Origin of the sequence: Micromonospora sp. WMMB482, assembly GCF_019038635.1 — a bacterium.
Taxonomy (GTDB): domain Bacteria; phylum Actinomycetota; class Actinomycetes; order Mycobacteriales; family Micromonosporaceae; genus Micromonospora; species Micromonospora marina.
In genome coordinates this window covers 6,024,912-6,036,214 of sequence record NZ_JAHOPD010000020.1, presented here as the reverse complement: position 1 = coordinate 6,036,214, position 11,303 = coordinate 6,024,912, and the positions used below count along the sequence as shown (strand labels likewise).

Genomic DNA, 11,303 nt, shown 5'->3' with positions numbered 1-11,303 from the left:
GCGCTCAGCCGGTCACTGGGACGGTAGCGACGACGCAAAGGGGGACGCGGTGCCCGACACGATCCGCAACAGGTCCAGTCTGGACGCCGACCTGCCACGGGGAGTCACCGACCCGTTGCTCTGGCGGGCCGCGTACGACGTGGCCGTCGCCCACCGGCCCGACGGGTCCGGCCGGTGCGAGAGCCTGCTGTGTGACGGTCAGGTCGCGCCGTGTGACGCCTTGACCGCGGCCCACCGGGCGATGGAACTGGCCGGGGACCGGCACGCCGTCCGGGGCGAGCCCGGAACCCGGCGTGCGGAGCAGCGCCGGCGCGCCGCCTGAGCATCGGGTCGCGGGCGGTTCGAACCGTGGACGCCCCGCTTCCGTGTTTATGATCGACAACTCGGTCGGAATGCGGGGAAGAGGAGAGTTCGTGACGGTCGACGCCCATGCGTTCTGGCTCCGCGCCCCCGGCGAGGGCGAGATCCGGCCGGTCCGGCTCGCCGCGCCCGGCCCCGGTGAGGTCCTGGTCCGTACGCGCTTCTCCGGCGTCAGCCGCGGCACCGAGACACTGGTGTTCGCCGGCCGCGTCCCGGCCGACCAGCACGACGCGATGCGGGCGCCGTTCCAGGAGGGCGACTTCCCGGCCCCGGTCAAGTACGGCTACCTGAGCGTCGGCACAGTGGAGGCGGGCGACGAGCGGCTGCTCGGGCGTACCGTCTTCTGCCTCTACCCGCACCAGAGCGCGTACGTGGTCCCGGCCGACGCCGTGACCGTCGTGCCGGACGGCGTGCCGGCGGAGCGCGCGGTGCTGGCCGGCACCGTGGAGACCGCGGTGAACGCGCTCTGGGACGCCGCCCCGCTGGTCGGCGACCGGGTCACGGTGATCGGCGGCGGGATGGTCGGCTGCGCGGTCACCGCGCTGCTGGCCCGCTTCCCCGGGGTACGCGTCGAACTCGTCGACGCCGACCCGGCCCGCGCCGGGGTGGCCGCCGCGCTCGGCGCCGACTTCGCCGCGCCCGCCGACGCCACCGGCGAGCGCGACCTGGTGGTGCACGCCAGCGCCACCGCCGACGGGTTGCAACGCGGTCTGGAGCTGTTGCGCCCCGAGGGCACTGTGCTGGAGCTGAGCTGGTACGGCGACCGGAAGGTCACGCTGGCGCTGGGCGGCGCGTTCCACTCCCGGCGGCTGGGCATCCGCAGCAGCCAGGTCGGCACCGTGTCGCCCCGGCGGGCCGGCCGCAGCTACGCCGACCGGCTCGCGCTCGCCCTGGACCTGCTGGCCGACCCGGTGTTCGACGCGCTGCTCACCGGCCGGTCCCGCTTCGACGACCTGCCCGACGTGCTGGACCGGCTCGCCTCGGGCGAGCTGCCGGCGCTGTGTCATCTCATCACCTACGGCGAGGAGTGATCGTGTTCAGCGTGACCGTCCGGGACCACATGATGGTCGCCCACAGCTTCCGCGGCGAGGTCTTCGGCCCGGCGCAGCGGCTGCACGGGGCGACGTTCGTCGTCGATGCCACGTTCCGCCGCGCCGAGCTCGACGACGACGGGATCGTGGTCGACATCGGGCTGGCCACCGAGCAGCTCAAGGCCGTGCTCGCCGAGCTGAACTACCGCAACCTCGACGACGAGCCCGCATTCGCCGGGGTGAACACCACCACCGAGGTGCTCGCGCGGACGATCGCCGACCGGCTCGCCGACGCCGTGGCGACCGGCCGGCTGGGAGAGGGCGCGCGCGGGCTCGCCGGGATCACCGTCACCCTGCACGAGTCGCACATCGCCTGGGCGAGCTACGAGCGGTCGCTCTGACCGGATGACAGCCGTCCACGTGGTGCTGCCGGGCGACATCGACGACCCGGCGGACCCCAGCGGCGGCAACGCCTACGACCGCCACGTGTGCCGGGGCCTGGCCGCGCGCGGCTGGACGGTACGGGAACACCAGGTACCCGGCGGCTGGCCGCACCCGGGACCACGGGAACGCGCCGACCTGGCCGGGCTGCTCGGCGGGCTGCCCGACGGCGTGCCGGTGCTGCTCGACGGCCTGGTCGCCTCGACCGTGCCGGACGTCCTCACCCCGCACGCCGCGCGGCTGCGCCTGGCGATCCTGGTGCACCTGCCGATCGAGGGCGAGACGGAGGCGCGGTCGCTGGCGGCGGCCACCGCCGTGGTCGCCACCAGCGAGTGGACCCGCGACCGGCTGCTCGACCGCTACCGGCTGCGCCCCGAACGGGTGACAGTCGCGCCGCCCGGCGTCGACCCGGCGCCCGTCGCTCCCGGCACGCCCGGCGGAGGGCGGCTGCTCTGCGTCGCCGCGGTCACCCCGGTGAAGGGCCACGACGTGCTCGCCGCCGCGCTCACCGAAGTGGCCGACCTGGACTGGACCTGCGACTGGGTGGGTCCGACGGACCGGGACCGGGCGTTCGCCGACCGGCTGCGCGGACGGCTCACCGCCACCGGTCTCGGCGGCCGGGTCCGGCTCACCGGTCCGCGCACCGGTCCCGACCTGGCCGCCACGTACGCCGCCGCCGATCTGCTGGTTGCGCCCTCCCGGCGGGAGACGTACGGAATGGTGGTCACCGAGGCGCTCGCCCGGGGCGTACCGGTGCTGGCGAGCCACACCGGCGGCCTGCCGACCACGCTCGGGCACGCCCCCGGCGGCGACCGGCCCGGCCTGCTGGTGCCGGCGGGCGACCCGGGCGCGACAGCCGCGGCGCTGCGCCGCTGGCTCACCGATGCCCGCCTGCGGGACCGGCTGCGCCACGCCGCCCGGCAGCGGCGGCACACCCTCTCCGGCTGGCCGGTCACCGTGGACCGGCTGGCGACGGCGCTCAAGGAGGCGACAGCGGCATGACCACCTCACTCCCGCCCGGCTTCGCGGACTGGCTGCGACTGCGCGAGCCCGCCGACGCGGCGGCCCGCAGCGCCGAACTGGCCGACGCGGTCCGCGACCGGCTGCCCGCCGGCCGGCCGGTCGTCGTGCACGACCTGGGCAGCGGCACCGGTTCGATGGCCCGCTGGCTCGCGCCCCGGCTGCCCGGCCCGCAACGCTGGGTGCTGCACGAACGCGACGCGGACCTGCTGGCGCTGGCCCGGGCCGGACGGCTCACCGCCGCCGACGGCACCGAGGTCACGGTGACCACGCGCGGCTCCGACGTCACCCGGCTGACCGCCGCCGACCTGGCCGACGCCCACCTGGTCACCGCGTCCGCGCTGCTGGACATGCTCACCGCCGAGGAGGTCGAGCGGATGGCGGCGGCCTGCGCCGGCCATCCGACGCTGTTCGCGCTCACCGTCACCGGGCGGGCCGAGTTCACCCCGCCGGACCCGCTGGACGCCGAGCTGACCGCCGCGTTCAACGCCCACCAGCGCCGTACCGTCGACGGCCGGGTCCTGCTCGGACCGGACGCCGTGGACGTCACGGTGGCCGCGTTCCGCCGCCACGGCGTCGAGACGCTCGTGCGGCCGACCCCGTGGCGGCTCGGCCCGGAGCAGGCGGAACTGGCCGCCGAGTGGCTCACCGGCTGGGTCGACGCGGCGATCGAGGAACGACCGCATCTGTCCGGGCCCGCCGCGACGTATTCCCAACGGCGGCTCACCGAGGCCGCCGCCGGCCGGCTCGAGGTGGCACTGCACCACGCCGACCTGCTCGCCGGCTGAACCGTACCGGCCGTCGGCACGTGACAACCGGTGGGAACAAGGGAGGACCGTTTGTCACACGTCGCCGTCGCCGGGCCCGTACCGGCCGTCACGCCCGCGCCGCCGCGCCGGGCCAGGGCGGGCCGGGCATGGGTACGCCCGCTGCTCGGGCTCGCCGTGCTCGCCGTGCTCGTCGCCTCGGTGGGCACCGGCCCGTTCCTGGCCGGTCTGCGGCTGATCGACGCGCCGGCGCTGGCCGCCGCGCTCGGCATCGGCGTCGTCACCACCGTCTGCTGCGCCTGGCGCTGGTCGCTCGTGGCCGGCGGGCTGGGCGTACGGCTGCCGATGGGTGCCGCGGTGGCGCACTGCTACCGGGCGATCTTCCTCAACTCCACGCTGCCCGGCGGCGTGCTCGGCGACGTGCACCGGGCGGTGCGGCACGGCCGCGACGCCGGGGACGTGGCTCGAGGCGTCCGGGCGGTGGTGTGGGAGCGCACCGCCGGGCAGGTGGTGCAGGTGGTCATCGCGGTGGCACTGCTCGCCGCGTTCCCGTCGCCGGTGCGCCGGTACCTGCCGGCGCTGGCCGCCGTACTCGCAGTGGTCGCGCTGGCGCTCGTGCTCGCCGCCCGCGCGGTGCCCCGCTCCGGGGCGTCCCGCTTCGCCCGGGCGGCTCGGACGGCGCTCGCCGACGTCCGCTCCGGGGTGCTGGGCCGGCGGACCTGGGCCGGTGTGGTGGTCGCCTCGACAGTGGTGTTCGCCGGTCACCTGGCCACGTTCGTGGTGGCCGCCCGCACGGCCGGCGCGGACGCCCCGCTGTCGCACCTGCTGCCGCTGACGCTGCTCGCCCTGCTGGCCATGGCGGTGCCGCTGAACGTGGGCGGTTTCGGGCCGCGCGAGGGGGTGGCCGCGTGGGCGTTCGCCTCGGCCGGGCTGACCGCCGCGCAGGGTGTGGCGACCGGCACGGTGTACGGCGCTCTGGTGCTGGTGGCCAGCCTGCCCGGCGCCGCGGTCCTGCTGGCACGGCGGATGCCTCGGCGCGAGCCCGGCAACTGTCGGTGATCCCGCCTACGGTGGGGAACGAGGTGTGCGTCGCCGGGTCCGCCCGGCGACCGGACGACAGGAGAACCATGGACGAAACGCTGCCCACCGCGACGGTCCGGACCCGCGTGACAGTTCCGCTCCGGTTCCCCGACGGCTACGTGACCACGGCCCGCGTGCACACCTTCCACGGTCTCGTCGACGGCCGCGAGCACCTGGCGTTCGGGCTCGGTGAGCACGCCGACGCCGACCCGCCGCTGGTCCGGCCGCACAGCGAGTGCCTCACCGGGGACGTGTTCGGCAGCCAGCGCTGCGACTGCGGCCCGCAGTTGCGCGAGGCGGTCGAGCGGATCGCCGAGGCCGGTGGCTACCTGCTCTACCTGCGGCAGGAGGGGCGCGGCATCGGCCTGTACGCCAAGCTCGACGCGTACGCCCTCCAGGACGGCGGCCTGGACACGTACGAGGCGAACCTGGCGCTCGGGCGCGGCGCGGACGAGCGCGACTACACGGTGGCCGCGCAGATGCTCGCCGCGCTGGGCGTGGACCGGGTGTCCCTGCTCAGCAACAACCCGGACAAGGCGGCCCAGCTCGAACGGCTGGGCGTGACGGTGGCCGGCCGGGTGTCCACCGGCGTGCACCTGTCGCCGGCGAACGCGGGCTACCTGGCGGCCAAGGTGACCCGCGCCGACCATGCCCTCGACCTGCCGTTCGTGCCGTGACGACCCGCCCGTACGTGCTGCTCAGCTGCGCGATGTCGATCGACGGCTACATCGACGACGCGACCGCCGAGCGGCTGCTGCTGTCGAACGACGACGACCTGGACCGGGTCGACGGAACCCGGGCCGGGTGCGACGCGATCATGGTGGGCGCGGCCACCGTCCGCCGCGACGACCCGCGCCTGCTGGTGCGCAGCGAGCGCCGGCGCGCCGAGCGGGTGGCGCGCGGGTTGCCGCCGTCACCGGTGAAGGTGACAGTTACCGGCAGCGGCGACCTCGACCCGGGGGCCCGGTTCTTCACCGCCGGTGACGGGCTCAAGCTGGTGTACTGCCCGAGCGGCGTGGTGGACAAGGCCCGCGAGCAGGTGGGCGCGGTGTCCACAGTCGTCGACGCGGGTGATCCGGCCACCCCGGAGGCGGTGGTGGCCGACCTGGCCGGGCGCGGGGTGTCGCGCCTGATGGTGGAGGGCGGCGGCTCGGTGCACCGCCAGTTCCTGACCGCCGGCCTGGCCGACGAGTTGCACCTGGTGGTGGCGCCGTTCTTCGTGGGGGACCGGCGGGCGCCGCGCTTCGTCGGGGACGGCCGCTTCCCGTGGCACCCGGGGCGCCGGGCCCGGGTGGTCGAGGTGCGCCAGATCGGCGACGTGGTACTCACCCGCTACGCGCTGTCCGACCGCTGCCCGGCCTGACCGTCGTGTCGATCCGGTCCGCCCTTGTGCAAGCTCATCGACGTGATTAGTTTGTTGACCATCCATACGAACTAATCCGCTGTGCTTCCCTTCCCGAAGGGGGACCGATGACCGCGCACCACCCCGACCCGGGCTCCTCCCGCCGCCGCTTCCTCGGCCTGGTCGGCCTCGGCGTGGCCGCCACCGCCACCGGCCCGCTGCTCGCCGGCTGCTCGGAGAAGCCGGCCGGCTCCGGCGCCGCCCAGGACCTCGACGCCGTCTCCGGCCTGCTGCCCACCCGCAAGGACCTGCCCGGCGGCATCAAACCCGACATCACCGGTACGCGCCCGGTGCCCGACGGCTACACCAGCTATCCGGCGAACCTCGTCGACGCCGTCACCGGCAAGCCCGGCACCAGCGGCAAGCAGGTCACCGCGATGACTCCCGCCTGGGGCCCGGCGCCGCCCGGAGTCGCGCAGAGCGCCTACCTCCAAGCCGTCAACGCCGAGCTGGGGACGCCGGTCAACTTCACCATCCAGGACGGCGCCACGTACGCCGACAAGCTCAACGCGATGCTCGGCGCGCGGGACGTGCCGGACCTGCTGTGCGTGCCGGGGTGGGAGGTGGAGAAGATCCCGCGCTTCGCCGAGGCGATCAAGGTGCTCTTCGAGAACCTGACCGACCACCTGAAGGGCGACGCCGCCGCCGCGTACCCGATGCTGGCGAGCTTCCCCACCGGGGCCTGGCGGCGTGCGGTCTGGAACGAGCGGATCATGTCCGTGCCGAACCCCACGGACGGGCCGTTCCCCTGGGCGCTGTTCACCCGCAAGGACCTGCTCGACGCGCGTGGCCTGGCCGTGCCGGCGAACCTGGACGACCTGCTCGCCGCCGCCAAGCAGGTCACCGACCCGACGCGCAAGGTGTGGGCGTTCAACGACGTCTTCGCCATGATCCAGATGTTCCACAAGGTGCCGGGTCACAAGGGCGGGTGGCGGGTCAAGCCGGACGGCACGCCCGAGTTCAAGTACGAGACCCCGGAGTTCCGCCGCGCCCTGGAGGTCATGACCAAGATCTACGCCGACGGCCTGGTCCACCCGGACATCGTGGCCAGCAAGGGCGCGGACGCCAAGCAGCTGTTCGCCAAGAACGGCGCGATCGTGTTCCACCAGGACGGCGTCGGCTTCTGGCAGGGCGCCCAGGCCGAGCACCAGAAGACAAACCCCAGGCTGGACATCCAGCCGGTGCCGATCTTCTCCGCCACCGGCGGCGACCCGCTGGTCTGGGGCGACGACGAGCCGATCTCCTACACGTTCGTCAAGAAGGGCCTCGGCAAGGACCGGGTCCAGGAACTGCTGCGGATCATCAACTGGTGCTCCGCGCCGCTCGGCAGCCAGGAGGCCCAGCTACGGGACTTCGGCGTCGCGGGCAGGCACCACACCCCGTCGCCGAACGGGCCCGTCAAGACCGACCTGGCGTTCAAGGAGATCGCCAACCAGTACTTCTTCATCAGCGGCCGCAACCCCGCCATCGGGCCGTTCCCGGACACCCCGCGCTTCGTGCCGGACGTGCTCGCGTACTCCAACGAGATGGTCAAGCACATGGAGCCCAACCCCTGGGCGGGCGTGAAGCTGGAGATGCCGGCGGCCTACAAGGCCAACCAGGTGCCCACCGAGGACAAGTTCACCGACGTGCTGCGCGGCCGCCGACCGCTGCGCGACGTGGACGCCATCGTCGCGGAGTGGAAGGCGAACGGCGGCGAGGAGGCCCGCAGACTGCTCGCCGACTCGCTGCCCGAGGAGGGCCGGTGAACGAGCCGGCCGTCCTGGCCGGGCCCGAGGGGGCCCGGCCGGACGCGCCGGCCCCACCGGGCCGTCCGCCCCGCCGTCGCCCGTCCCGCCGCCGGGTGCCGCTGCGCACCCGGCTGCGCCGGGACTGGCAACTGCTTGCCATGGTGGCACCCGGCTTCCTCGTGCTGCTGATCTTCAGCTACCTGCCGATCGCCGGCAACGTGATCGCGTTCCAGGACTACAACCCCTACCTGGGCGACAACCCGTGGCAGGCGTTCCTGCACAGCGAGTGGATCGGCTTCGGGCAGTTCCAGCTGCTGTTCGACGACCCGGCGTTCTGGGACGCGTTCCGCAACACGCTGGCGATCACCGCGTTCCAGCTCGTGTTCTTCTTCCCGCTGCCGATCCTGCTGGCGATCGCGCTGCACAACCTGCTGTCCAGCCGGCTGCGCGGGCTGATCCAGACGATCGTCTACCTGCCGCACTTCTTCAGCTGGGTACTGGTGGTCACGTTCTTCGTCGCGATGCTCGGTGGCGCCGGGCTGCTCGCGCAGAGCATGCGCGAGGCCGGGCTGCAACCGTGGAACGTGATGACCAACCCGGACACGTTCATCGTCCTGGTCACCGTCGAAGCGGTGTGGAAGGACGTCGGCTGGGGCACGATCGTGTTCCTCGCCGCGCTGTCCACCATCGACCAGAACCTCTACGAGGCCGCCGCCGCGGACGGCGCCGGCCGGTGGCGGCGGCTGTGGCACATCACGCTGCCCGGCCTGCGCCCGGTGATCGTGCTGCTGCTCATCCTGCGCCTCGGCGACGCGCTCTCGGTCGGCTTCGAACAGTTCCTGCTGCAACGCGACGCCGTCGGCCGGCAGGCCGCCGAGGTGCTCGACACCTTCGTCTACCACTTCTCCATCGCCACCGGCAACTACGGCTACGGCGCGGCGGCCGGGCTGTTCAAGGCCGTCATCGGGCTGGTGCTGATCCTGGCCGCGAACCGCGTGGCGCACATGCTCGGCGAACGAGGGATCTACTCGAAGTCATGACCACGCTCATCCGCCGGGCCGCCGGCGACCGATCCCGCCGGCCGGTGTGGCAGGAACCGCCCACCCGCCTCGGGCAGGGGCTCAAGGCCGTCGCGCTCACGGTGCTGGTGGCGGGCGTGCTGTTTCCGCTCTGGGTGATCCTGGTGACCAGCTTCTCGTCCCGGGAGACGATCGCGCGGGCCGGCGGCCTGGTGGTCGTGCCCCGCGGCGTCGACACGTCCGCGTACGAGACCATCTTCGCCGGTGGCGCGGTCACCCGGGCGCTGTGGATCAGCACGCTCGTCACAGTGATCGGCACCGCCGTCGCGCTGACCGTCACCGTGCTCGCCGCGTACGGGCTGTCCCGGCCCGGTTCGCTGGGCCACCGCTGGCTGCTGGCGTACTTCCTGATCCCGTTCCTGGTCTACCCGCCGCTGGTGCCGCGCTACCTGGTGGTCACCGGGCTGGGCCTGAAGGACACCATCTGGGCGCTGGTCCTGCCGCCGGCGATCAGCGTGTTCAACCTGGTCGTGGTGCGCGGGTTCTTCCAGGGCATCCCGTCGGAGCTGCTGGACAGCGCCCGTATCGACGGCGCGAGTGACGTCCGTACGCTCGCGCGCATCGTGCTGCCGCTGTCCCGCGCGGTGATCGCCGTGGTCGGCCTGTTCTACGCGGTCAGCTACTGGAACGTGTGGTTCGACGCGCTGCTGTTCATCGACCGCAACGACATGTACCCGATCCAGCGGGTGCTCCAGAGCTACCTGCTGGCCGGGCAGGCCCCGCACACCTCCGGTGCCAGCAGCGGGGTGACCATGCCACCGACCGAGGCGATCAAGATGGCGGTGGTGGTGCTGACCGTCGCCCCGATCGTCGCGGTCTACCCGTTCATCCAGCGGCACTTCGTCAAGGGCGTCCTGATCGGCGCGGTGAAGGGCTGAGCCGGCGCGTCAGAGCACCTGGGACAGGAAGCGCCGCAGCCGCGGGTGCTCCGGTGCCTCGAACACCGCCTCCGGCGGCCCGGCCTCCAGCACCACGCCCGCGTCCATGAACGCCACCGTGTCTGCGACGCGCCGCGCGAACCCCATCTCGTGCGTCACCACGACCATCGTCATGCCGGCGGCGGCCAGGTCCGCCATCACCGCGAGCACGCCCTTGACCAGTTCCGGGTCCAGCGCACTGGTCGCCTCGTCGAACAGCATCACCTGCGGGCGCAGCGCGAGCGCCCGCGCGATGGCGACGCGCTGCTGCTGGCCGCCGGAGAGCTGCGCCGGCCGCGCGTCGGCCTTGCCGGCCAGGCCGACCAGGTCGAGCTGGGCGCGGGCCACCGCCACCGCCTCGTCCTCGCTGAGCTTCTTGAGCTTGCGCAGCGCCAGCGTGACGTTGCGCAGCACGCTCAGGTGCGGGAACAGGTTGAACTGCTGGAACACCATGCCGATGCGCTGGCGCAGTACGTCCGGGTCGTCGCGCAGCACGCTGCGCCCGTCCAGCAGGACGTCACCCCGGTCCGGCTCGATCAGGCGGTTGACGGTGCGCAGCAGCGTCGACTTGCCGGAGCCGGACGGGCCGATCACGCAGGCCGCCCGGCCCCGGGCCACGTCGAGGTCCGCGCCGCGCAGCACCCGGTGCGCGCCGAAGGCCAGGTGCACGTCGCGGACGGCCAGGCTGACCGAGGTCGTGGTGGTCATCGCGGATCCCTTCCGGACGGGGTGAGGTCGGCCGGCTCGGTCTCGGGCTCGGGCGGCGCGGCCGGGCGGCCCTGCCGCAGGCGCCGGTCCAGCCAGTTGACCGCGTGGGTCAGCGGCACGGTCAGCACCAGGTAGAACAACCCGGCCAGCAGCAGCGCGGACTGGTTGCCGGTGTTCGCCGCGTAGTCCTGCCCGATCCGGAACAGCTCCCGCTGGCTGGCCAGCAGGCCGAGGAAGTAGACCAGGCTGGAGTCCTTGATCAGCGCGATGAGCTGGTTGACCCAGGCGGGCAGCACCCGGCGTACGCCCTGCGGGATGATCACCAGGCGCATCGCCTCGCCCCAGGAGAAGCCGAGCGCCCGCGCCCCCTCCAGCTGGGCGGCCTCCACGCTCAGGATGCCGGCCCGGAAGATCTCACCGAGGTAGGCGGCGGCGATCAGGGACAGCGCCAGCACCCCGAGCGGATACGGGTTCGGCCCCCACACCCGCATGCCGAACGGCGCCAGGCCCACGCCGATCAGCAGGATGGTCGCCGCGGCCGGCAGGCCGCGGAACACGTCGGTGTAGACCCGCGCCGGCCAGCGCAACCATCGGGTACGCGAGATGCCGGCGACGGCCAGCAGCATGCCCAGCACCGAGCCGAGCAGGGCGGCGGAGACCGCCAGGGTCAGCGTGTTGGGCAGCCCGACGGTGAGCATCTCGGGCAGCGCCTCGCGCATCGAGTCCCAGTCGAAGAACGTCTCCCACAACGTGCTCAGTGGATCCATG

At 73.5% G+C, this 11,303-nt stretch carries 13 protein-coding genes; 11 read left to right on the top strand and 2 right to left on the bottom strand.

Annotated elements, in window-relative coordinates; genetic code table 11:
- The first annotated feature begins 49 nt into the window (after positions 1–49).
- From KSK32_RS29480 to KSK32_RS29430, 11 genes are all read left to right on the top strand, one after another.
- Positions 50–322, top strand: coding sequence for a hypothetical protein (locus KSK32_RS29480; protein WP_216934671.1), 273 nt, complete (start codon positions 50–52; stop codon positions 320–322).
- A 49-nt stretch (positions 323–371) separates the two neighbouring features.
- Positions 372–1,391, top strand: a complete 1,020-nt coding sequence (locus tag KSK32_RS29475; protein ID WP_374226731.1) for a zinc-binding alcohol dehydrogenase — start codon at positions 372–374, stop codon at positions 1,389–1,391.
- A gap of 2 nt (positions 1,392–1,393) precedes the next feature.
- Complete coding sequence (locus KSK32_RS29470; RefSeq protein ID WP_216934667.1) at positions 1,394–1,792, top strand: 6-carboxytetrahydropterin synthase; 399 nt, start codon at positions 1,394–1,396, stop codon at positions 1,790–1,792.
- 4 nt (positions 1,793–1,796) lie between these two features.
- Positions 1,797–2,834: a glycosyltransferase family 4 protein gene (locus KSK32_RS29465; protein ID WP_216934665.1), complete on the top strand. Its 1,038-nt coding sequence runs from the start codon at positions 1,797–1,799 to the stop codon at positions 2,832–2,834.
- Complete coding sequence (locus KSK32_RS29460; protein ID WP_216934662.1) at positions 2,831–3,640, top strand: class I SAM-dependent methyltransferase; 810 nt, start codon at positions 2,831–2,833, stop codon at positions 3,638–3,640. The genes KSK32_RS29465 and KSK32_RS29460 overlap by 4 nt, the downstream gene beginning before the upstream one ends.
- A 141-nt stretch (positions 3,641–3,781) precedes the next feature.
- Positions 3,782–4,678, top strand: a complete 897-nt coding sequence (locus KSK32_RS29455; protein ID WP_254188781.1) for a lysylphosphatidylglycerol synthase transmembrane domain-containing protein — start codon at positions 3,782–3,784, stop codon at positions 4,676–4,678.
- 68 nt (positions 4,679–4,746) lie between these two features.
- Positions 4,747–5,376 carry a GTP cyclohydrolase II gene (ribA, locus tag KSK32_RS29450; protein ID WP_216934659.1) on the top strand — a complete coding sequence of 210 codons (630 nt, stop codon included), beginning with the start codon at positions 4,747–4,749 and terminating at the stop codon, positions 5,374–5,376.
- A complete protein-coding gene (locus KSK32_RS29445; protein WP_216934657.1) occupies positions 5,373–6,062 on the top strand; it encodes a dihydrofolate reductase family protein in 690 nt (229 codons plus the stop codon). The genes ribA and KSK32_RS29445 overlap by 4 nt, the downstream gene beginning before the upstream one ends.
- A gap of 107 nt (positions 6,063–6,169) precedes the next feature.
- Positions 6,170–7,849 carry an extracellular solute-binding protein gene (locus KSK32_RS29440; protein WP_216934655.1) on the top strand — a complete coding sequence of 560 codons (1,680 nt, stop codon included), beginning with the start codon at positions 6,170–6,172 and terminating at the stop codon, positions 7,847–7,849.
- Positions 7,846–8,871, top strand: a complete 1,026-nt coding sequence (locus tag KSK32_RS29435; RefSeq protein ID WP_216934653.1) for a sugar ABC transporter permease — start codon at positions 7,846–7,848, stop codon at positions 8,869–8,871. Before KSK32_RS29440 ends, KSK32_RS29435 begins: the two co-directional genes overlap by 4 nt.
- Positions 8,868–9,788 carry a carbohydrate ABC transporter permease gene (locus KSK32_RS29430; protein WP_216934651.1) on the top strand — a complete coding sequence of 307 codons (921 nt, stop codon included), beginning with the start codon at positions 8,868–8,870 and terminating at the stop codon, positions 9,786–9,788. Before KSK32_RS29435 ends, KSK32_RS29430 begins: the two co-directional genes overlap by 4 nt.
- 9 nt (positions 9,789–9,797) lie before the next feature.
- On the opposite strand, the gene KSK32_RS29425 is transcribed toward KSK32_RS29430, so the two are convergent.
- Together KSK32_RS29425 and KSK32_RS29420 are read right to left on the bottom strand one after the other, a co-directional pair.
- Positions 9,798–10,535 (bottom strand): amino acid ABC transporter ATP-binding protein, encoded by a 738-nt coding sequence (locus KSK32_RS29425; protein ID WP_216934650.1) that lies wholly within the window; start codon positions 10,533–10,535, stop codon positions 9,798–9,800.
- Complete coding sequence (locus KSK32_RS29420) at positions 10,532–11,302, bottom strand: amino acid ABC transporter permease (protein WP_216934648.1); 771 nt, start codon at positions 11,300–11,302, stop codon at positions 10,532–10,534. The genes KSK32_RS29425 and KSK32_RS29420 overlap by 4 nt, the downstream gene beginning before the upstream one ends.
- Position 11,303: the final 1 nt, after the last annotated feature.

Excerpts from the sequence above, each read along its gene's own strand:
- KSK32_RS29420 (WP_216934648.1), bottom strand. The coding sequence starts at position 11,302 with ATGGATCCACTGAGCACGTTGTGGGAGACGTTCTTCGACTGGGACTCG.
- KSK32_RS29465 (WP_216934665.1), top strand. The coding sequence starts at position 1,797 with ATGACAGCCGTCCACGTGGTGCTGCCGGGCGACATCGACGACCCGGCG.
- KSK32_RS29475 (WP_374226731.1), top strand. The coding sequence starts at position 372 with ATGATCGACAACTCGGTCGGAATGCGGGGAAGAGGAGAGTTCGTGACG.
- KSK32_RS29440 (WP_216934655.1), top strand. The coding sequence starts at position 6,170 with ATGACCGCGCACCACCCCGACCCGGGCTCCTCCCGCCGCCGCTTCCTC.
- KSK32_RS29430 (WP_216934651.1), top strand. The coding sequence starts at position 8,868 with ATGACCACGCTCATCCGCCGGGCCGCCGGCGACCGATCCCGCCGGCCG.
- KSK32_RS29425 (WP_216934650.1), bottom strand. The coding sequence starts at position 10,535 with ATGACCACCACGACCTCGGTCAGCCTGGCCGTCCGCGACGTGCACCTG.
- ribA (WP_216934659.1), top strand. The coding sequence starts at position 4,747 with ATGGACGAAACGCTGCCCACCGCGACGGTCCGGACCCGCGTGACAGTT.
- KSK32_RS29460 (WP_216934662.1), top strand. The coding sequence starts at position 2,831 with ATGACCACCTCACTCCCGCCCGGCTTCGCGGACTGGCTGCGACTGCGC.